The sequence below is a fragment of the Burkholderia sp. Bp9012 genome, assembly GCF_003853825.1.
GTDB classification, from domain to species: Bacteria; Pseudomonadota; Gammaproteobacteria; order Burkholderiales; family Burkholderiaceae; genus Burkholderia; species Burkholderia diffusa.
The window spans coordinates 382,451-403,610 of record NZ_QTQA01000002.1 but is presented as its reverse complement, the minus strand read 5'-3'; the positions used below and the strand labels follow the sequence as shown (position 1 = coordinate 403,610).

General features: G+C 68.5%; 16 protein-coding genes and 1 pseudogene. 8 read left to right on the top strand and 9 right to left on the bottom strand.

Annotated elements, in window-relative coordinates; genetic code table 11:
* Positions 1-35: 35 nt before the first annotated feature.
* Positions 36-563: an inorganic diphosphatase gene (gene ppa / locus DIE11_RS04100; protein ID WP_011885693.1), complete on the bottom strand. Its 528-nt coding sequence runs from the start codon at positions 561-563 to the stop codon at positions 36-38.
* 360 nt (positions 564-923) lie between these two features.
* Here ppa and DIE11_RS04095 point away from each other — a divergent pair, with 360 nt between their 5' ends.
* The 3 genes from DIE11_RS04095 (at position 924) to DIE11_RS04085 (ending at position 4,630) form a co-directional block, all read left to right on the top strand.
* On the top strand, positions 924-2,363 hold the full coding sequence (locus tag DIE11_RS04095; RefSeq protein WP_059603720.1) for an aldehyde dehydrogenase family protein: 1,440 nt from the start codon (positions 924-926) through the stop codon (positions 2,361-2,363).
* A 75-nt stretch (positions 2,364-2,438) separates the two neighbouring features.
* Complete coding sequence (locus tag DIE11_RS04090; RefSeq protein WP_124621650.1) at positions 2,439-3,197, top strand: SDR family oxidoreductase; 759 nt, start codon at positions 2,439-2,441, stop codon at positions 3,195-3,197.
* A 128-nt stretch (positions 3,198-3,325) separates the two neighbouring features.
* Complete coding sequence (locus DIE11_RS04085; RefSeq protein ID WP_124621648.1) at positions 3,326-4,630, top strand: MFS transporter; 1,305 nt, start codon at positions 3,326-3,328, stop codon at positions 4,628-4,630.
* A gap of 105 nt (positions 4,631-4,735) precedes the next feature.
* On the opposite strand, the gene DIE11_RS04080 is transcribed toward DIE11_RS04085, so the two are convergent.
* From DIE11_RS04080 to hemC, 3 genes are read right to left on the bottom strand one after another with little or no spacing between them, the layout of a single operon-like run.
* Positions 4,736-5,923 (bottom strand): heme biosynthesis protein HemY, encoded by a 1,188-nt coding sequence (locus DIE11_RS04080; protein ID WP_124621646.1) that lies wholly within the window; start codon positions 5,921-5,923, stop codon positions 4,736-4,738.
* A gap of 2 nt (positions 5,924-5,925) precedes the next feature.
* Positions 5,926-7,902 (bottom strand): fused uroporphyrinogen-III synthase HemD/membrane protein HemX, encoded by a 1,977-nt coding sequence (gene hemDX, locus DIE11_RS04075; protein WP_124621645.1) that lies wholly within the window; start codon positions 7,900-7,902, stop codon positions 5,926-5,928.
* Complete coding sequence (hemC, locus tag DIE11_RS04070; RefSeq protein WP_059680466.1) at positions 7,902-8,888, bottom strand: hydroxymethylbilane synthase; 987 nt, start codon at positions 8,886-8,888, stop codon at positions 7,902-7,904. Before hemC ends, hemDX begins: the two co-directional genes overlap by 1 nt.
* A 218-nt stretch (positions 8,889-9,106) precedes the next feature.
* On the opposite strand from hemC, the gene ppc reads away from it, so the two are divergent.
* Positions 9,107-12,121 carry a phosphoenolpyruvate carboxylase gene (ppc, locus tag DIE11_RS04060; protein ID WP_124621641.1) on the top strand — a complete coding sequence of 1,005 codons (3,015 nt, stop codon included), beginning with the start codon at positions 9,107-9,109 and terminating at the stop codon, positions 12,119-12,121.
* A 148-nt stretch (positions 12,122-12,269) separates the two neighbouring features.
* On the opposite strand, the gene DIE11_RS04055 is transcribed toward ppc, so the two are convergent.
* Positions 12,270-13,022 (bottom strand): class I SAM-dependent methyltransferase, encoded by a 753-nt coding sequence (locus DIE11_RS04055; protein ID WP_124621639.1) that lies wholly within the window; start codon positions 13,020-13,022, stop codon positions 12,270-12,272.
* A gap of 182 nt (positions 13,023-13,204) precedes the next feature.
* Between DIE11_RS04055 and DIE11_RS04045 the strand changes: the two genes are divergently transcribed.
* The 4 genes and pseudogenes from DIE11_RS04045 to DIE11_RS04030 all read left to right on the top strand — a co-directional run bounded on the left by DIE11_RS04045 (position 13,205) and on the right by DIE11_RS04030 (position 16,590).
* Entirely contained in the window at positions 13,205-14,014 is an 810-nt protein-coding gene (locus DIE11_RS04045) for a helix-turn-helix transcriptional regulator (RefSeq protein ID WP_011657642.1), read from the top strand.
* Positions 14,015-14,057: 43 nt separating this feature from the next.
* Positions 14,058-14,291 (top strand): annotated as a pseudogene (locus DIE11_RS04040) (FimD/PapC C-terminal domain-containing protein); the annotation flags it as partial.
* 111 nt (positions 14,292-14,402) lie between these two features.
* A complete protein-coding gene (gene argH / locus DIE11_RS04035; protein ID WP_124621635.1) occupies positions 14,403-15,812 on the top strand; it encodes an argininosuccinate lyase in 1,410 nt (469 codons plus the stop codon).
* A gap of 94 nt (positions 15,813-15,906) precedes the next feature.
* Positions 15,907-16,590, top strand: a complete 684-nt coding sequence (locus DIE11_RS04030; protein WP_124621633.1) for an HAD family phosphatase — start codon at positions 15,907-15,909, stop codon at positions 16,588-16,590.
* A gap of 89 nt (positions 16,591-16,679) precedes the next feature.
* Here the strand turns inward: DIE11_RS04030 and DIE11_RS04025 are convergent, their stop codons facing one another.
* The 4 genes from DIE11_RS04025 to sodC all read right to left on the bottom strand — a co-directional run bounded on the left by DIE11_RS04025 (position 16,680) and on the right by sodC (position 21,101).
* Positions 16,680-17,522: a lysozyme inhibitor LprI family protein gene (locus DIE11_RS04025; protein ID WP_124621631.1), complete on the bottom strand. Its 843-nt coding sequence runs from the start codon at positions 17,520-17,522 to the stop codon at positions 16,680-16,682.
* Positions 17,522-19,801 (bottom strand): arginine/lysine/ornithine decarboxylase, encoded by a 2,280-nt coding sequence (locus DIE11_RS04020; protein ID WP_059603751.1) that lies wholly within the window; start codon positions 19,799-19,801, stop codon positions 17,522-17,524. The genes DIE11_RS04025 and DIE11_RS04020 overlap by 1 nt, the downstream gene beginning before the upstream one ends.
* Positions 19,802-19,882: 81 nt before the next feature.
* Positions 19,883-20,452, bottom strand: a complete 570-nt coding sequence (gene dcd, locus DIE11_RS04015; protein WP_006398615.1) for a dCTP deaminase — start codon at positions 20,450-20,452, stop codon at positions 19,883-19,885.
* Positions 20,453-20,564: 112 nt separating this feature from the next.
* Complete coding sequence (gene sodC, locus DIE11_RS04010; protein WP_124621629.1) at positions 20,565-21,101, bottom strand: superoxide dismutase [Cu-Zn]; 537 nt, start codon at positions 21,099-21,101, stop codon at positions 20,565-20,567.
* Between the last annotated feature and the right edge of the window lie 59 nt (positions 21,102-21,160).

Here is a 21,160-nt window from a genome sequence, read left to right as displayed (position 1 = left end):
TCCGAACGAACCGGCCGCGAGGCCGGCCTGCCGGCTTACTTCTTGTAGTTCGCGGCGCCGTCGGCGATTTCCTTGTGCGCGGCGTCGATGCCGGCCCAGCCTTCGACCTTCACCCACTTGCCCTTCTCGAGCGCCTTGTATTGCTCGAAGAAGTGCTTGATCTGGTCCTTCAGGTACTCGGGCACGTCGTCGATCGACTTCAGGTTCGCCGTCATCGGGCAGACCTTGTCGTGCGGCACGGCGACGAGCTTAGCGTCGACGCCCGATTCGTCGGTCATCTGCAGCATGCCGAGCACGCGCGAACGCACGATCGAGCCGGCCAGCAGCGGGAACGGCGTGATCACCAGCACGTCGACCGGATCGCCGTCGCCCGACAGCGTCTGCGGGATGTAGCCGTAGTTCACCGGGTAGCGCATGCCCGTGCCGATGAAGCGGTCGACGACGAGGAGACCCAGCTCCTTGTCCGCCTCGTACTTCACCGGATCGCTTTGCGCGGGGATCTCGATGATCACGTTGAAATCGTGCGGCAGGTCCTTGCCGGCCGGAACATGATTGAAGCTCATAGCGCTCTCTGTTGGTCGATGGGAATTCAGGACAGGGCGCCGCGGCCGATGCACCGCCGCGGGCGTCCCCGCAGGGAATGCGCCATTATAGCCAATCGACCGGTGGCGTCCGGATGACGATCGGCGCGATAATCGTTCCGGATGTCCGGCCGCCGAACCACGGGCGACGTTCATCGAATCCGGGTAACCGCTGAAGCACCGACAGATTTGCATGGGACCGGACCAAGCGCTGAAACGCCAAGTCCGATCGACCGCGAAGCATGGGACCCGAGTAAGCGCTGAAGCGCTAACTCGGATCGACCGCGAAGCATGGGACCCGAGTAAGCGCTAAAGCGCTAACTCGGGTCGACAGGAGCAGGCATGGAAGAGGCGAAGCACTTCATCGCGGGCGAATGGACGTTGCCCGCGCAACTGGAGACGATTCCGGTCGTCGACCCATCCGACGGCCAGCCATTCGCGACGATCGCGCGCGGCACCGCGCCCGACATCGAGCGCGCGGTCGCCGCGGCCCGCGACGCGTTCTCGGGCCCGTGGGGCGCGGCGAGCGCCGCCGAGCGCGGCCGCGTGCTGATGCGGCTGTCCGCGCGCGTCGCCGACCACCTCGAGGAACTCGCCGCGATCGAGGCGCGCGACACCGGCAAGCCGTTGAAGCAGGCGCGTGCCGACGCCGCCGCGCTCGCACGCTACTTCGAGTTCTACGCGGGCGCCGCCGACAAGCTGCACGGCGAGACCCTCCCCTATCAGGCCGGATACACGGTGCTGACGGTGCGCGAGCCGCACGGCGTCACCGGCCACATCGTGCCGTGGAACTACCCGATGCAGATCTTCGGGCGCAGCGTCGGCGCGGCGCTCGCGGCCGGCAACGCATGCGTCGTGAAGCCGGCCGAGGATGCGTGCCTGTCCGTGCTGCGCGTGGCCGAGCTGGCCGCCGAAGCCGGGCTGCCCTCCGGTGCGCTGAACGTCGTCACCGGGTACGGCCATGAAGCCGGCGCCGCGCTTGCGCGCCATCCCGGCATCGACCACATCTCGTTCACGGGCTCGCCCGCGACGGGCAAGCTGGTCACGCAGATGGCCGCGGAGAACCATGTCCCCGTCACGCTCGAGCTCGGCGGCAAGTCGCCGCAGATCGTGTTCGCCGACGCCGATCTCGACGCGGCGCTGCCCGTGCTCGTGTCGGCGATCGTGCAGAACGGCGGGCAGACCTGCTCGGCCGGCAGCCGCGTGCTGATCGAGCGCGCGGTCTACGAGCCGCTCGTCGAACGGCTCGCCACCGCCTTCAACGGGCTGCGGGTCGGCCCGAGCCGCGCGGATCTCGACTGCGGCCCGCTGATCAACGCGAAGCAGCAACAGCGCGTGTGGGATTTCCTCTCCGACGCGCAGCACGACGGCATTCCGATGGCCGCGCACGGCCAGGTCGTCGCCGAGGCGCCCGAAAGCGGCTTCTACCAGGCCCCCGCGCTGCTGCGCGACGTGCCGCCGTCGCACCGCCTCGCACAGGAGGAGGTGTTCGGCCCGGTGCTCGCCGCAATGCGTTTCGTCGACGAAGACGAAGCGATTGCGCTCGCGAACGGCACGCCGTACGGCCTCGTCGCGGGCATCTGGACCCGCGACGGCGCACGCCAGCTGCGTCTCGCGCGCCGCCTGCGCGCGGGGCAGGTATTCGTCAACAACTACGGAGCGGGCGGCGGCGTCGAGCTGCCGTTCGGCGGCGTCGGCCACTCGGGGCATGGTCGCGAGAAAGGCTTCGAGGCGCTATACGGCTTCACCGCGCTGAAGACGATCGCGATCCGGCACGGCTGAACCAGACACACGCGGCCGGCCACGACCGGCCGCGCACCGAAATACCACGCACGATTCCAACACAGGAGACACATCATGCGGCTGAGCGGCAAGACGGCCATCGTCACGGGCGGCGGTTCAGGCTTCGGCGAGGGAATCGCGAAGACCTACGCACGAGAAGGCGCGAACGTCGTCGTCAACGACCTGAACGGCGCGGCGGCCGAGCGCGTCGCGAGTGAGATCGCGCTGGCGGGCGGCAAGGCAATCGCGGTCGCGGGCGACGTGTCGAAGGACACCGACTGGCGCGCACTGCTCCAGGCCGCGCTCGACGATTTCCATTCGGTGCAGATCGTCGTGAACAACGCCGGCACCACGCACCGCAACAAGCCGGTCCTCGACGTGACGGAAGCCGAGTTCGACCGCGTGTATGCCGTCAACATGAAGAGCCTGTTCTGGAGCGTGCAGACGTTCGTGCCTTATTTCCGCGCCCAGGGCGGCGGCGTGTTCGTGAACGTCGCGTCGACGGCCGGCGTGCGGCCGCGCCCGGGCCTCGTCTGGTACAACAGCACGAAGGGCGCGATGATCACCGCGAGCAAGTCGCTCGCGGCCGAGCTCGGCGCCGACCGTATCCGCGTGAACTGCGTCAACCCGGTGCTCGGCGAGACGGGCCTGATGACCGAGTTCATGGGCTGCGAGGACACACCGGAGAATCGCCGCCGGTTCCTGGCGACGATTCCGCTCGGCCGCTTCTCGACGCCGCAGGACATCGCGAACGCGGCGCTGTACCTCGCGTCCGACGAAGCCGAGTTCATCACCGGCGTCTGCCTCGAAGTCGACGGCGGGCGCTGCATCTAGCCGCACCGTCGTAATTGCGTGCACCGGCATCGCCGGCCGGCGCCGCATCCAAGCATCATCATTGCTTCGCACGACCGGATCGGGCGCCGACGCGCCGGCTCCGGACAACGACAAGAACTGGAGACAACATGGCAACATCGACGCAGTCGCTGCCGGGCTCGTCCGGCGCATTCGAGGAAGCAACCTATCGCAAGGTGTCCTGGCGGCTCACGCCGCTCCTGCTGCTGTGCTACGTGGTCGCGTATCTCGACCGCGTGAACGTCGGCTTCGCGAAGCTGCAGATGGCGAGCGACCTGAATCTCAGCGACACGGTCTACGGGCTCGGCGCCGGGATCTTCTTCTTCGGCTACTTCCTGTTCGAAGTGCCGAGCAACATCATCCTGCACAAGGTCGGCGCGCGCGTCTGGATCGCGCGCATCATGGCGACGTGGGGCGTGATCTCGATCCTGACGATGTTCGTCACGACGCCCGCGATGTTCTACGTGATGCGCTTCCTGCTCGGCGTCGCCGAAGCCGGCTTCTTCCCCGGCGTGATCCTGTACCTCACCTACTGGTATCCCGCGCACCGGCGCGGCCGGATGACGACGTTCTTCATGACGGCAGTCGCCTTGTCCGGCGTGATCGGCGGGCCGCTCTCCGGCTTCATCCTGAAGGCGTTCAACGGCGTGAGCGGCTGGCACGGCTGGCAATGGCTGTTCCTGCTCGAAGGGATCCCGTCGGTGCTGGCCGGCGTGCTCGTATTCTTCGCGCTCGACGACCGGATCGCGAAGGCCAAATGGCTCACCGACGACGAAAAGGCGCTGCTCGCGCGCAACGTCGACGCGGAGGAAGCGACCAAGGAAGACCTGCCGCTCGGCGCGGTAATGGCGAGCCCGCGCGTATGGCTGATGGCGCTCATCTACTTCTCGTTCGTGATGGGACTGTACGGCGTCGGCTTCTGGCTGCCGACGATCATCAAGGCGACCGGCGTGACCGACACCTTCATGATCGGCCTGCTGTCGGCGGTTCCGTATGCGGCGGCGGTGGTCGCGATGATTCTGATCGCGCGCAGCGCGGACAAGCGGCGCGAACGACGCTGGCACCTTGCGATTCCGGCCGCGTTCGGCGCGCTCGGGCTCGTGCTGTCGGTGATATGGGCGCACCAGACGGCGCTCGCGATGCTCGGCCTCACGCTCGCGACGATGGGCATCCTGACGACGCTGCCGCTGTTCTGGAGCCTGCCGACCGCGTTCCTCGGCGGTGCGGCCGCCGCAGCGGGCATCGCGATGATCAACTCGATCGGCAACCTCGCGGGCTTCCTGAGCCCGTACTTGATGGGCTGGCTCAAGCAGGTCACGGGCGCCAACGACGCGGGCATGTACATGCTCGCCGGGTTCCTCGTGCTCGGCGGGCTGCTCGCGCTGTCGGTGCCGAAGCGGCTCGTCGACAAGTGACGCGGCACGTGACGACGTGCCTGCCGCAGGGCAATGCATGAAAAAGCCCCGAAGGCCGCTTGGCGTTCGGGGCTTTTTTACGCGCGGCGGGCAAGCACCGCCGCGTCAGACCACGGTGATCGCGAGCGCGCTTTCGCGGTAGTGCTTCGCCGCCTTGTCGGTTTCGCCAAGATGCTCGAACAGGCGTGCGAGCGCGCGGTGCGCACGCACCTTCAGCGCCTCGTTGTCGGCCTGCTTCAACGCGGCTTCGAGGAACGACTGCGCCTTGCCCCACAGCTGCTGCTGCTGGCAGAGACGGCCGAGCGCGAACAGCAGGTCGGCATCGTCCGGGTGATCCTTCTTCCACCCTTCGGCCTTCTGGATCAGCGGCAACGCATCGCCGCCGGCCGTATCCGGATAGCGGCGCAGCAGGCGCGCATCCCAGTTGTGCGCGAGCGCGTCCTCGACGATGCGGCGCGCTTCGGTGCGGCGCTCGAGCGTCACCAGCAAGTCGGCCGCGAGATCGGCCAGGCGCGGCGACTGGCGCTCGAGCGGCGACAGCGACTGCCACACCTCGAGCAGCGCGTCCGGGTCATGCCGGCGTTCGCGCAGCAGATTCTCCGCCGCCTGCTGGCGCAGCCGCACGGCCGCAGCCGGATGCAGCGCCTCGCGCTTCTCGAGCGCCTTCGCGAGCTTCAGCACCTCGGCCCAGTTCTTCAACTGCTGCTGCGCGCGCAGGGCGACCTGCTGCGCATGGATGCGCTTGCCGCCCGCCTGCAGGTCGGCCAGCGCTGCAAGCGCACCGTCGGCATCGCGCGCATCCGCGCGCATGTCGGCCGCGGCGAGCAGCCGTGCATCCTGCCATTCCGGCGCGTCGACCTTCGACAGCCAGTCGTCGCGGCGCGTGTACTCGTGCATCCGGTGCGCGGCGGTCGCCGCCACGAGACTTGCGGCGCCCTGGTTCGCATCGACCGCGAGCGCGTCGCGCGCGGCCTTCTCGGCGCGCGAGAAGCGGCCCGCGTACAGGTTCGCGATCGCATCGCGCAGCGACGCCTGTGCCTTCTCGTTGCGCGAACGCGCACGATATGCGGCGACCCGCTGCGGCATGCGCCAGATGTTGCGCACGATGCGCAGCAGCGCGTACACGACGATGAACAACACGACGATGGAGATCACGAACAGGTTCAGCGACACGTCGACCCGGTACGGCGGATAGACGAGCAGCACCTGCCCCGCGTCGAAATGGCCGACGGTGGCGAGTGCCGCGGCGATCGCGAACAGGATCGCGAGCCAGACGATTCCTCGAAGCGTCATCGTTACCCCCGACTCTTGAACTGCTGAACGGCGTTCAGGCTCGTGTTCAGGTTCGGCACGGCGACCGTCAGCGATGCGCCGTCGACCTGCTTGAGCAGATCCTCGACGGTTTGCGTGTCCCTCGATGCCTGGTCGAAATACTTGCCGAGCGCGGCCTGCGCCGCATGCAGGTCGGCCTTCATCGCGCCGTCATTGCGCGCGAGCAGCGACAGCCGCGCGGTGAGCAGGCGCAGCTTCACGTTCTCGCGCACGAAGTAGCCCTGGTCGGGCGATGCGAGCATCGCGTCGGCGTTGTCGATCCGGCGCACCTGCACGAGGCCCTTCAGCTGCTGGCCGAGCCCCGCCGAGAAGTCATGCCACCACACCTTCCAGCGCGGCTCGCCGGCCACGGCAGCAGCCGACGACGCGGTATCGGCCGGCACGGCCTTCGGCGCCGCGTGCGGGACGATCGCCTCGCCCGACAGCGGCAGCGCGTCGATCTTCGCGATCGCGTCGTCGAGCTTGATCGCGAGGCCCGTGAGGTCGGCCGACGGTGCGGCTTTCAGCTTCTCGATGTCCAGCGCGAGCGCCTTGCGCACCGTGACGGCCTGCGCGCTCTGCGACGTCGCGAGGCGCGCATCGGCATTCTGCAGCGCGATCAGCGCGAGTTGCGTGTTCCCCGTCAGCTGCAGTTGCTGGCTCGCGCTCGACAGCATCTGGTCGACTTCCTCGAGCATCCAGGCATCGCGGTTGCGCGACAGGTCCTGGTATTGCTGCTGCAGCGCCTGCTGCGCGCTCTGCGCGTCGGCGAGCTTGCCGTCGAGCTGCGCGAGCTGCGTGTCGACCTGATGCGTGCTCGCGAGCGCCTGCTCCGTCTTCGTACGGGTCTCGGCCGTCTGCGCATCAAGCGCCTTCTGGCGCGCGACGAACGAATCGTCGAGCCGGTCGACCTTGCGGTTCAGCGCATAGCCGCCCACACCCGCCGCGCAGCCGAGCACGACGACGACGAACCACAGCGCCGCGCTGCCACCGCGGCGCGCATGCGGTTCGGACGCGAGATAAGGAGGACTGGACGGCGGTGCGGATGCAGCGGCCGGCTGGGAAGCGACGCCTTTGGAATCGTTGGTATCTGTCATGCGTTTAGTCACCGGTGCGGCTGTCGCCGGTTGGACGGCCTCGTCGGCCATCGTTCGAAACGCGCGGACGATGCGCTCATCGCCCGCGCCGGTCAGCGTAATCCTATCAAAACCCAGTGCGCGCGCGGTCTGCTCGATGCGCGGGTGCGGCGTCACGAGCGGCGCATGCTTCAGCGCCTCGATCTCGGCGTCATTCAGATGCGTGCGCGCGAGTTCGTGCAGGTTGCGCACGCCCTCCGAGCTCGTGACGAGCCACGCGTGCGGCGCGCCGGCGAGCAGCGCATGCACGCGCTCCCACGCGCCGATGCGCGGCTCGGGCACGACGCGCCGGTACGCGGCGACCAGCGTGACCTCCGCGCCGGCTTCGCGCAGCCGCTCGGCGAGCCATTCGCGACCGCCGTCGCCGCGCACGATCAGCACGTGCTGGCCGGCGAGCGCTTGCGCGCCGCCGAACGCGGCCTCGATGCTCGCGAACAGGTGTTCCGAATCGTAATGCGGGACGCCGTCATCGGCGAGCGCCTGCGGCGCGATCACGCGATGCGCGGGCGCCGCGATGCCGTGGCGCGCGAGCGCCGCGACGCTGCCGGGGCCGACGACGCCGACCGGCAGCGCATTCGGCCAGATCGCGCCGTACTGCGCGAGCGCGCGGTCGATCGCGTTCGGCGACACGAAGATCACGAGCGCGTAACGCCCAAGCGCCGCGAACGCGGCGTCGAGCGGCACCGGATCGTCGACCGGCGCGATGTCGATCAGCGGGAATTCGAGCACGTCGCAACCGGCCTCGGCCAGTTGGGCCGCAAGCGCGGCCGACTGGCCGTCCGGGCGCGTCAGGACGGCGGTGAACCCGCGCGCGCCGCCCGCCATCAGGCGTCGCCCTTGCCGGCCTGCGAGCCGGCGAGCAGTGCGTTGACGATGTCGCGCGCGCCTTGCGCCTCGAGCTCGTCGGACACCGCGCGGCCGAGCGCGACCGCATCGGCGACGGTCATGACGGCACCGCACTCCTCGGCGGTCAGCACGCGCTGTCCGTCGGTCGTCGACACGCGGCCCGTCAGGTACAACTCGCCCGCTCGCCACACCGCGTGGGCGGCGAGCGGCACCTCGCAGCTGCCGCCGAGCGCGCGCGACACCATCCGCTCGGCCTCGACCGCGAGCGCGGTCCGCGGGTCGTGCAGCGGCGCGAGCCATCCGGCCACGTCCGTGCGACGCGCGGCAATTTCGATGCCGAGCGCGCCCTGGCCGGCGGCCGGCGGGCTGTCCTCGACACCGATAAGCGCGCGGATTCGCGCTTCGAGGCCAAGGCGCTTCAGGCCTGCGGCCGCGAGAATGATCGCCGCATAGTCGCCGCGATCGAGCTTCGACAGGCGCGTGTCGAGGTTGCCGCGTAGCGGCAGCACGTTCAGGTGCGGATAACGCGCACGCAGCATCGCCTCTCGGCGCAGGCTCGACGTGCCGACGACCGCACCGGCAGGCAGCGCGTCGAGCGACGCGTAGTCGTTCGATACGAACGCGTCGCGCGGATCCTCGCGCTCCATGATCGCGGCGAGCGCGAAGCCGTCGGGAAGCGCCATCGGCACATCCTTCAGCGAATGCACGGCCAGGTCGGCGCGACCGTCGGCGAGCGCATTCTCCAGCTCCTTCACGAACAGGCCCTTGCCGCCGACCTTCGACAGCGTACGATCGAGAATCTGATCGCCACGGGTCGTCATCCCGAGGATTTTCACGTCACAAGCTGGATATAATTTGCGCAGCGCATCACGCACATGTTCGGCTTGCCACATCGCCAGGCGGCTCTCGCGCGAGGCAATCGTCAGCGTCACGGGGGATTGTGCCGAAGAGATCTCGGAATTCATTGCAGGAACAATCGAAGGACGGGATTGAAGATCGAACAATGGTAGCACGCACGCCCCGGCCCGCCCGGGCCCGGCGCCTGCGCCCGCCGCGCTTCGGCGCCGGCGGCGACACCGATGCGCGGATGTGCCGCACGTAGCTGGTTGCTTGACCGCAGTTCCCGTAGTTTCCGTAGTCCCCGCAGTCCCTTTTGACTCGAGCTTTCCCAAGGAAACCCATCGTGAAGTCTTCCGGATCGGCGCGTACGGCGCGCCGCAATGCTGCCTTGCCCTCCTCCGACGCCCAGACGGGCTCCATCGCCACCGCCGCGAACGGCCGTGCGAAACCGGCAACGAAACCGAAAGACCCGATACGTCAGACAAAACGCGCGACCAAGGCCGCCGGCCCGGCTGCCCGCAAGGCCGGCGCGGCGAAGCCCGGCGCCCGCACGCGCGAGGACAAGGACGGTCCGCTGTTCGAGGACATCCGCTACCTCGGCCGCCTGCTCGGCGACGTCGTGCGCGAACAGGAAGGCGACACCGTGTTCGACGTCGTCGAGACCATTCGCCAGACGGCGGTGAAGTTTCGCCGCGAGGACGACAGCGAGGCCGCACAAACGCTGGAGAAGAAGCTGCGCAAGCTGACGCCGGAGCAGACGGTGAGCGTCGTGCGCGCGTTCAGCTATTTCTCGCATCTGGCGAACATCGCGGAAGACCGCCATCACAACCGCCGCCGCCGCATCCACGCGCTGGCCGGATCCGCGGCACAGCCCGGCACCGTCGCGTACGCGCTCGAGCAGCTGAAGACGACCGGCAACGCGTCGAAGCGCCTGCTGCAGCGCTTCTTCGACGATGCGCTGATCGTGCCGGTGCTGACCGCGCATCCGACCGAAGTGCAGCGCAAGAGCATCCTCGACGCGCAGCACGACATCGCGCGCCTGCTCGCCGAGCGTGACCAGCCGCTGACGGCGCGCGAACGCTCGTACAACGAATCGATGCTGCGCGCACGCGTGACCGCGCTGTGGCAGACCCGCATGCTGCGCGACGCGCGCCTGACGGTCGGCGACGAGATCGAGAACGCGCTGTCGTACTACCGCGCGACGTTCCTTGACGAACTGCCCGCGCTGTATGGCGACATCGAGGCCGCGCTCGCCGAGCACGGCCTGTCCGCGCGCGTGCCCGCATTCTTCCAGATGGGCAGCTGGATCGGCGGCGACCGCGACGGCAACCCGAACGTGACCGCCCCGACGCTCGAAGAAGCGATCAACCGCCAGTCCGCGGTGATTCTCGAACACTATCTGGAACAGGTGCACAAGCTCGGCGCCGAGCTGTCGGTGTCGAACCTGCTGGTCGGCGCGAACGACGCCGTGAAAGCGCTCGCGGCCGCGTCGCCGGACCAGTCGCCGCACCGCGTCGACGAACCGTATCGCCGTGCGTTGATCGGCATCTACACACGGCTCGCCGCAAGCGCGCGCGTCCGACTGGGCGAAGGCACGGTGCCGGTGCGCAGCGCCGGCCGCGGCGCGCCGCCGGTGCGCGCGGTGCCCTACGCCGATTCCGAAGCCTTCGTCGCCGACCTCAAGGTGCTGACCGCCTCGCTCGACGAACACCACGGCACGTCGCTCGCCGCGCCGCGCCTCGCACCGCTCGTGCGCGCGGCCGAAGTGTTCGGATTCCATCTCGCGAGCATCGACCTGCGCCAGAGCTCCGACATCCACGAAGCCGTGGTCGCCGAGCTGTTCGCGCGTGCCGGCGTACATGCGGACTACGCGTCGCTCTCCGAGGACGACAAGCTGATCGCGCTGCTTGCCGCGCTGGCCGATCCGCGCCCGCTGCGCTCGCCGTACATCGAATACTCGGCGCTCGCGCAAAGCGAGCTGGGCGTGTTCGAGAAGGCACGCGAGGTGCGTGCGCAGTTCGGCCCGCGTGCGGTACGCAACTACATCATTTCGCACACCGAGACGGTCAGCGACCTCGTCGAAGTCCTGCTGCTGCAGAAGGAAACCGGGCTGCTCGAAGGCGCATTCGGCGCCGCTCACGACAGCGCGCGCAATGGCCTGATGGTGATTCCGCTGTTCGAGACGATCCCGGACCTGCGCGACGCCGCGCGCATCATGCGCGAATACTTCGCACTGCCTGGCATCGACGCGCTGATCGCGCACCAGGGTGCCGAGCAGGAAGTGATGCTCGGCTACTCGGACAGCAACAAGGACGGCGGCTTCCTGACATCGAACTGGGAGCTGTATCGCGCGGAGCTCGCGCTCGTCGACCTGTTCCGCGAACGCAAGATCACGCTGCGGCTGTTCCATGGCCGCGGCGGCACGGTCGGCCGCGGAGGCGGCCCGACCTACCAGGCGATCCTGTCGCAGCCGCCGGGCACCGTGAACGGCCAGATCCGCCTGACGGAACAGGGCGAGGTGATCGCGAGCAAGTTCGCAAACCCCGAGATCGGCCGGCGCAATCTGGAGACCGTGGTCGCCGCGACGCTCGAGGCGTCGCTGCTGCCGCAATCGAACGCGCCCGCGCAGCTACCCGCGTTCGAAGCCGCGATGCAGACGCTGTCCGATGCCGCGATGGCGTCGTATCGCGCGCTCGTCTATGAAACGCCCGGCTTCACCGACTACTTCTTCTCGTCGACGCCGATCACCGAGATCGCCGAGCTGAACATCGGCAGCCGCCCGGCCTCGCGCAAGCTGCAGGATCCGAAGAATCGCAGGATCGAAGACCTGCGTGCGATTCCGTGGGGCTTCTCGTGGGGCCAGTGCCGACTGCTGCTGACGGGCTGGTACGGCTTCGGCAGCGCGGTGAGCGCGTATCTCGACGGCGCGCCGGACGCGGCCGAACGCACCAAGCGCCTGACGCTGCTCAAGAAGATGAACAAGACGTGGCCGTTCTTCGCGAACCTGCTGTCGAACATGGACATGGTGCTTGCGAAGACCGATCTCGCGGTCGCGTCGCGCTATGCGCAGCTGGTCGCCGACCGCAAGCTGCGCAAGCACGTGTTCGAGCGGATCGTCGCGGAATGGGAGCGCACGTCGCAGGCGCTCGCGGAAATCACCGGGCACGCTGGCCGCCTCGCGACCAACCCGCTGCTCGCGCGCTCGATCAAGAACCGCTTCCCGTATCTCGATCCGCTGAACCACCTGCAGGTCGAGCTGATCAAGCGTCACCGCGCGGGCGACACGAACGCGCGGCTGCGCCGCGGGATTCACCTGACCATCAACGGGATCGCGGCCGGCCTGCGCAATACGGGCTGATCCGTGCGCAGCGCGGGCCTGCTCCGCGCCGCGCCGGCGTTGCGAAACGCGCGCCGCAAAACGAAAGCCGCGATACGCAACCACGCGTATCGCGGCTTTTTCTCATGGAACGGCACGACGGCGCCGGCCGCCGTGTCGCCCCATACGCTCATTGCGCGTCGATCAGCAGCGCATCGTGCTCGAACGACCCGTCCGGCTGCACTGCGTAGTAGCCGCGCACCTCGTCTGGCGCATGCGCCCACAGCGCGCGGATGCCCGCGACGCTGTCGGCCGGCGTGCGGATGCGCTCGACCCATGTGTCGAAATCGATCGGCAGGCGCCAGCGGCTCTGCACGTGTGGGTCGAACCCGGCGCCGCGAAACATCGCGAGCCATTCGTCGGCACGGTAGTCGCGCACGTGCGACGCGTCGCGCAGCACTTCGGCGGCCTGCAGATACGTGTCGAGCAGCGGATGATCGTTGCCCGCGATATCGATCATCAGCACGCGGCCGCCCGGCTTCAGCACGCGACGCACCTCCGCAAGCGCAGCGCTCACGTCGTGCCAGTGGTGCGCGCTCATCCGGCTGATTACCCAGTCGAAAGTGCCGGCTTCGAACGGCAGCCGTTCGGCCGGCCCCTGCTGCGTGCGGACGTTCGCGAGCCCGCGCTCGCGCGCGGCGGCGGCGACGGTCGCGAGCATCGGCGCCGCGAGATCGTAGGCGACCACGTCGCGCACGTGCGGCGCGACCGCAAAGCTCGCATGGCCCGCACCGCAACCGAGATCGAGCACCGCGGCGTCGGGCGTCGCGCGCACGGCGTCTGCCAGGGCCTGCAGATCGGCGCCCGTCGCGTGGACCGTGCTCGTCAGGTAGGCGGCGGCCGTCGTGCCGAATGCGTCGGCGACCTGGTCGTGGTGTTTCATCGTTCGCTCCTTCGTTGGGTGGGACGCCCGCTGCCTGCCAGCGCGCGAATCGCTACAATAGGGCCGCGCTTGTACCAGTACAAGTTAAGCAGTTATTCTGGTATTTGTTACACCTGCCTGATTTCCGGCCCGATCTACGCCGCGCGTCGCGCGCCCCTTTTTGTCGTTTCAGCCGTTTCCGCATGAACCAGCCGTCCTCCGCCCCCACCCCGCCGCTCGACGCCACGCCCGCCCGCGCCCTCGGCGAATTCATCCGCGCGCATCGCGAACGGCTGTCGCCTCAGGCCGTCGGCCTGCCGCCCGGCCCACGCCGCCGCACGCCGGGGCTGCGGCGCGAGGAAGTCGCGCAGCTGTGCGGCGTCAGCCCGACCTGGTACACGTGGATCGAGCAGGGCCGCCCGGTGTCGGCGTCGGCCGATGCGCTCGCGCGGATCGCCGTCGCGCTGCAACTGTCGAAGGCCGAACGCGCGTACCTGTTCGAACTGGCCGCGCAGCGCGATCCGGCCGAGCCCGACGTCGCGGCTGGCGACCTGCCGCCCACGCTCGCGGCGACCGTCGCCGCGATCGCCACGCCTGCATACGTGCTCGACCGGCAATGGAACGCGCTCGCATGGAACGCGCCGGCCGCCGCGCTGTTCACGGGCTGGCTCGACGGCGAGCACGACCGCAACCTGCTGCGCTTCACGTTCATGGCGCCGGCCGCGCGCACGTTGATCGTCGACTGGGAAACCCGCGCGCGCCGGCTCGCGGCCGAATTCCGCGCCGACTCGATCCGCCACCTCGCCGATGCGCCGACCCGCGCGCTGATCGACGCGCTGATGGCCGGCAGCGATGCATTCGCGCAGTATTGGGCGTCGCAGGACGTGTTCGAGCGCGAAGGCGGCCTGCGCGAGTTCGACCATCCGGCCGACGGCCGGCTCGTGTACCAGCAGATCACGCTGAAGCCCGCGCACCGCGAAGACCTCAAGCTGGTCGTGCTCGTGCGCGATTGAAGCAGCTCAGAAGCTCATCGTCGCGGTGATCGATGCGCAGACGCTGCGCGCGACGGACGGCACGCCGCTGCCGCCCGGCCTCGACGTTCGCCACGTCGAAAGCGGCCAGCGCACGATCGTCGGCTACGACGGCCTGACCTTCGTCGACGGCCTCGTCCAGAACAATCACCTCGAAATCTCGGGCGGCGGCCGCGACTGCGCCGTCGAATTCGCGTACCGGCGCCCGGACGACGGCACGCTGCCGCGGATCGGACCGCTGACCTGCGGCCCCCGGTAATCCGCGCCCGTTCGCGGCCGACGCGCGCGCCGGCCGCCAGCCCCGCGAATGCTAGAATTGCGGGATTCCCTCGGCGGCGCACGCCGCCCAACTCCCCTTCGAAGAATCGCCATGACGTCCCAACTGCACAAAAAGGGCGAGGCCTGGTCGGCCCGCTTCTCGGAACCGATGTCGGAGCTGGTCAAGCGCTACACGTCGTCGGTGTTTTTCGACAAGCGCCTCGCGCTCGTCGACATCGCCGGCTCGCTCGCGCACGCGAGCATGCTCGCGGCGCAGAAGATCATCAGCGCCGACGACCTCGCCGCGATCGAACGCGGGATGACGCAGATCAAGGGCGAGATCGAGCGCGGCGAATTCGAATGGCAGCTGGATCTCGAGGACGTCCACCTGAACATCGAGGCGCGCCTGACCGCGCTGATCGGTGACGCCGGCAAGCGCCTGCACACGGGCCGCTCGCGCAACGATCAGGTCGCGACCGACATCCGTCTGTGGCTGCGCGGCGAGATCGACCGCATCGGCGGCCTCCTGAACGACCTGCGCGGCGCGCTGATCGACCTCGCGGAGAAGAACGCCGACACGATCATGCCGGGCTTCACCCACCTGCAGGTCGCGCAGCCGGTCACGTTCGGCCATCACCTGCTCGCGTACGTCGAAATGTTCACGCGTGACGCCGAGCGCATGCGCGACTGCCGCACCCGCGTGAACCGCCTGCCGCTCGGCGCGGCCGCGCTCGCCGGCACCAGCTACCCGATCGACCGTCATGCCGTGGCGAAGACGCTCGGCTTCGACGGCATCTGCGCGAACTCGCTCGACGCGGTGTCGGATCGCGACTTCGCGATCGAATTCACGGCGGCATCCGCGCTCGTGATGACGCACGTGTCGCGCTTCTCCGAAGAACTCGTGCTGTGGATGAGCCCGCGCGTCGGCTTCATCGACATCGCCGACCGCTTTTGCACCGGCAGCTCGATCATGCCGCAGAAGAAGAACCCGGACGTGCCCGAGCTCGCACGCGGCAAGACGGGCCGCGTGAACGGCCACTTGATGGCGCTCCTCACGCTGATGAAGGGCCAGCCGCTCGCGTACAACAAGGACAACCAGGAAGACAAGGAACCGCTGTTCGACACGGTCGACACGGTCGCCGACACGCTGCGGATCTTCGCCGAGATGGTCGCCGGCATCACGGTGAAGCCGGACGCGATGCGCGCGGCCGCGCTGCAGGGCTTCTCGACCGCCACCGACCTCGCCGACTATCTCGTGAAGCGCGGGCTGCCGTTCCGCGACGCGCACGAAGCCGTCGCGCACGCGGTGAAGATCTGCGACGATCGCGGAATCGACCTCGCCGACCTCTCGCTCGACGAAATGAAGCAGGAACTGCCGAACGTCGCGCACCTGATCGGCGACGACGTGTTCGGCTACCTGACGCTCGAAGGTTCGGTCGCGAGCCGCAACCATCCGGGCGGCACCGCGCCCGATCAAGTGCGTGCGGCGGTCAAGGCCGCTCGCGCCGCGCTCGACAAGTAAGCCTGCCGGCCCGGACGGGCGCCTTCGGCGTCCGTCTTTCACTCGGGCGGCCGTCGTGCCGCCCGACGCCCTTCCCGCTTCCCGGATACCGCCGATGACCTTCTCCGCCGCGCTCTTCGACATGGACGGCCTGCTCGTCGATTCCGAGCGGACCATCATGAACACGTGGATCGACGTGTCGACCGCGCACGGCGTCGTGCTGACCGAGATCGACTACCTGCAGATCGTCGGCCGCTCGTTCGCCGAGGGCCAGGTCATTCTCGCGCGGCTGATCGGCGACACCGACACGTTCGACGCCGTGCGCACCCTCGTGCGCGAACGGCTCGCCGCGCCCGAACCTCACCCGAAATTTCCGCTGAAGTCCGGCGCACTGACGCTGCTCGAGACGCTCGCGCAGGCCGGCGTTCCGTGCGCGGTTGCATCGTCGTCCGCGCGCGACGTGATCCGTGCGCGGCTCGACGCGGTCGGCGTGCTGCCGTTCTTCCACGCGATCGCGGGCGGCGACGAAGTCGCGCGCGGCAAACCCGACCCGGCAGTGTACCGGCTCGCGGCCGAACGCCTCGGCGTGCCGGCGCACGCGTGCGTCGCGTTCGAGGACAGCGACTTCGGCGCGCAATCGGCCGCCGGCGCGGGCGCATCGGTCGTCACCGTGCCCGACCTGAAGGCACCGACGCCCGAGATCGTCGCGCTGAGCCTGCACGTGCTCGAGTCGCTCGACGATGCGGTCGCGTTCGTGCCGTCGTGGTTCGGCCGCCTGGACACGCAGCAGCGCGGGTAGGCGCCGCTCGCGGCACGCCATATGCAGACGGGCACCCTCGGGTGCCCGTTTTCCGTTGCCGCGCCGAATGACCGGCGTCGCGGCGATCGTCAGTTGTTGCCGGCCGTCTCCGACAGCCGCTTCATCGTCGCGATGCGCGCGCCGATCAGATCGACGCGTCCGTCCTCGCCGACGAGCGGCGCCGTCGCATCGCTGAACGCGACCCACGCGCGCTGCGCGCGCACGAGTGTCGCGGCCGAATGCGCGGGCATCTTGCGACGCAGCTTCTGGTAATAGCGGTTCAAATCGAACAGCGCGTGCTCGCACGCGGCATCCTGCACACACGGCCGCACGCGGCTTATCGCCGAATCGCGCGGCGCGTTCGCCGGCTTGCCGCCGGCTGGCGCGGCCGTGCCCGGCGCCGTGCCCGCACCGCCCTGGGGGTCGCCTTGCGCACCGCTCGTGGCCGCCACCGGCACGGCGGCAGGCGGCAGCGCATAGCGGTCGGCCGCCGCGCGCAGCGCCAATGCGCGATCGCGCACGGGCTGCAACTGCATGTCGGCGCTCGACATCGCGTACGCGGTGCCGCGCGTCGTGTCGTACACGGCTTTCAGCAGATGAACTTCATCCTTGCGCCACGTGACCCAGTGGCGCTGGCTGTCCTGCCAGCCGCGCTTCACGTTGGCCGGCGCATTGTTCGACAGGCGCTGGTACGCGCCGTCCATCACCGCCTGCCACTGCTGCTGCGCTTCGCCCATGCACTGGATCTGGCCGGCCGTCGACGACCGGTCGCGCCGCGCGAGACACTGCCGCATCGCGACGTCGATCGGATCGGCCGCCGCGACTTCCGCGTGTGCGACACCCACGCCCGCCAGCCCGGCCGCCCCTGCCGCCCAGACGACGAGCGCGGCCAACGCCGCACGCATCGTCCGGATTCGTCCCTGCGTCGCCATCAGTCGCGCACGCAATCGACGAAGTACTCGACGCGGCCGTTCACCTCTTCCGCGACGAGGCCGTGAATGTCGGTGTGGAAGCCCGGGAAGCGCTCGTTGAAGTCGCGCGCGAACCGCAGGTAGTTCACGATCGTCTTGTTGAAGCGCTCGCCCGGAATCAGCAGCGGGATGCCCGGCGGGTACGGCGTGAGCAGGATGCTCGTCACGCGGCCTTCGAGCTCGTCGAGCGGCACGCGGTCGATCTTGCGGTGCGCGAGCTTCGCGAACGCGTCCGACGGCTTCATCGCCGGCTCCATGTCCGACAGGTACATTTCCGTCGTCAGGCGCGCGATGTCGTTCGCGCGGTACACGTCGTGGATCTGCGTGCACAGGTCGCGCAGGCCGACGCGCTCGTAGCGCGGATGCTGCGCGACGAATTCCGGCAGCACGCGCCACAGCGGCTGGTTGTTGTCGTAGTCGTCCTTGAACTGCTGCAGCTCGGTCACCATCGAGTTCCAGCGGCCCTTCGTGATGCCGATCGTGAACATGATGAAGAACGAGTACAGGCCGGTCTTCTCGACGATGATCCCGTGCTCGGCCAGATACTTCGTGACGATCGCGGCCGGAATGCCCGTTTCGCCGAACTCGCCGTCGACATCGAGCCCCGGCGTGATGATCGTCGCCTTGATCGGGTCGAGCATGTTGAAGCCTTCCGCCAGCGGGCCGAAGCCGTGCCAGTGGTCGTTCGGCTTCAGCATCCAGTCCTCGCGCGAGCCGATGCCTTCTGCCGACAGGTTGTCCGGCCCCCACACGCTGAAGAACCAGTCGTCGCCGTATTCGGCGTCGACCTTGCGCATCGCGCGGCGGAAGTCGATCGCCTCGGCGATCGATTCCTCGACGAGCGCGGTGCCGCCCGGCGGTTCCATCATCGCGGCCGCGACGTCGCACGACGCGATGATCGCGTACTGCGGGCTCGTCGACGTGTGCATCAGGTACGCCTCGTTGAAGCGGTGCTTGTCGAAGGTGCGGTTCTCCGAATCCTGCACGACGATCTGCGACGCCTGCGAGATGCCCGCGAGCAGCTTGTGCGTCGAGTGCGTCGCGAACACGAGCGCGCCCGTGCGCGGACGGCCGTCGCCGATCGCGTGCATGTCGCGGTAGAAGTCGTGGAACGTCGCGTGCGGCAGCCACGCTTCGTCGAAGTGCAGCGTGTCGAGCAGGTCGCCGAGCAGGTCCTTGATCATCTCGACGTTGTAGACGACGCCGTCGTACGTGCTCTGCGTGATCGTCAGGATCCGCGGCTTCATGTCCGGGTTCTCGCGCAGCGCCTCGCGCGCGAACGGGTTCGCCTCGATCTTCTTGCGGATGTTCTCCGGCTTGAATTCGTCGCGCGGGATCGGCCCGATGATGCCGAAGTGATTGCGCGTCGGCGTGAGGAACACCGGAATCGCGCCCGTCATCGTGATCGCGTGCAGGATCGACTTGTGGCAGTTGCGGTCGACCAGCACGATGTCGCCGGGCGCGACCGTCGCATGCCAGACGATCTTGTTCGACGTCGACGTGCCGTTGGTCACGAAAAACAGGTGGTCCGCGCTGAAGATGCGCGCCGCGTTGCGCTCGGACGCCGCGACCGGGCCCGTGTGATCGAGCAGCTGGCCGAGTTCGTCGACCGCGTTGCAGACGTCGGCGCGCAGCATGTTCTCGCCGAAGAACTGGTGGAACATCTGGCCGAGCGGGTTCTTCAGGAACGCGACGCCACCCGAGTGGCCCGGGCAGTGCCACGAGTACGAGCCTTCGTCCGCATACTTCACCAGCTCCTTGAAGAACGGCGGCGCGAGCGAGTCGAGATAGACCTTCGCCTCGCGGATGATGTGGCGCGCGACGAACTCCGGCGTGTCCTCGAACATGTGGATGAAGCCATGCAGTTCGCGCAGGATGTCGTTCGGCAAGTGGCGCGACGTGCGCGTTTCGCCGTACAGGAAGATCGGGATGTCCGCGTTGCGGCGGCGCACTTCGGTGACGAACGCGCGCAGCTCGATGATCGCGGTCGCGAGCTCGGGCAGCTCGCCGTCCGGGCCCGTTTCGCCGAGCATGAGTTCGTCGTCGTCGATCGACAGGATGAAGCACGACGCGCGGCTCGATTGCTGCGCGAACGACGTCAGATCGCCGTAGCTCGTGAGGCCGAGGACTTCGACGCCCTCCTTCTCGATCGCTTCGGCCAACGCCCGGATGCCGGAGCCCGAGATGTTCTCGGAGCGGAAATCTTCGTCGATGATGACGACGGGGAAACGAAACTTCATGGGCGATTCTCCAAAAAGAACGACCGCGGCGCGTCACGCGCAGCGGTCACCCGGAAACTGGTGAGACGTTATGCAACCAGATCAGGTTTTCGGCAGCGTGACACCGCGCTGACCCTGATACTTGCCGCCGCGATCGGCGTACGACACGTCGCACACTTCGTCGCTTTCGAAGAACAGCACCTGCGCGACACCTTCGTTCGCGTAGATCTTCGCGGGCAGCGGCGTGGTATTCGAGAATTCCAGCGTGACGTAGCCTTCCCACTCGGGTTCGAACGGCGTCACGTTGACGATGATCCCGCAGCGCGCGTACGTCGACTTGCCGAGGCAGACGGTGAGCACGGTGCGCGGGATGCGGAAATATTCGACGGTGCGGGCCAGCGCGAACGAGTTCGGCGGGATGATGCACACGTCGCCCTTGAAATCGACAAACGAACCCTCGTCGAAGTTCTTCGGATCGACGATCGTCGAATTGATGTTCGTGAAGATCTTGAATTCGTCCGCGCAGCGAATGTCGTAGCCGTAGCTCGACGTGCCGTAGCTGACGATCCTGCGACCGTCCTCGGACGCGCGAACCTGATCGGGCACGAACGGCTCGATCATCTTGTGTTCTTCGGCCATGCGCCGAATCCACTTGTCGGACTTGATGCTCATAACAGGGCGCCTGGAAACGCTGCGTGACAGTCGGTGAGGGCCGGACCCGCGAGGCCGCGGCCGGGAAAGGCGCACATTTTACGCGATCATCGGCCCGCGCATGCGGCGTCCGTCATCGGATCACGCCACACGCGAGCGCCGGCCCCGCGCCGTGCTGCGGAAACGCCGGGTCGCTCGGGTCGCGGTGCACCAGCGCCGCGCGATTCAGCGCGGAGCGCACACCGTCGAGGGCCAGATCGGGTGCGACGATGAAACCCGCCGCCACGCCGTTCGCATCCGCATGGATGTTGCCGAGATCGCCGGCGACGCGCGCACCCGCGCGCAGCCGGTCGGCTGCCGGCGCGAACACCTGGCCGGCGCTCGAGCCGTCGCCCGCGTTGCAGTCGCCGCGCTCGTGCACCTGCAGCGCGTGATCGCTGTTCGGCGGCAGGCCGGCCAGGTTGTACGTGACCTGGACGCCGTCCGGGCGTTCGACGAACGTCACCGCACCGCGTGCCTGCGAGCCGACGGTCGGCTGCAGTTGCGCGTCGGCGCGCTTTTCGTGCGACGAGGAAAAAGAGGTACAGCCGGCCAGCAGGCCCAGCGCGGCGGCGGCCAGCAGCGCGCGCCGCGCGCGGCCGGCGTGCACGCCGTGATGTCGTTGGTTCATTCGATCCTCATGCCGGCTGGCGGCCGTTCGACACGGCGGCCATGCCGGGCGGGTAAAGG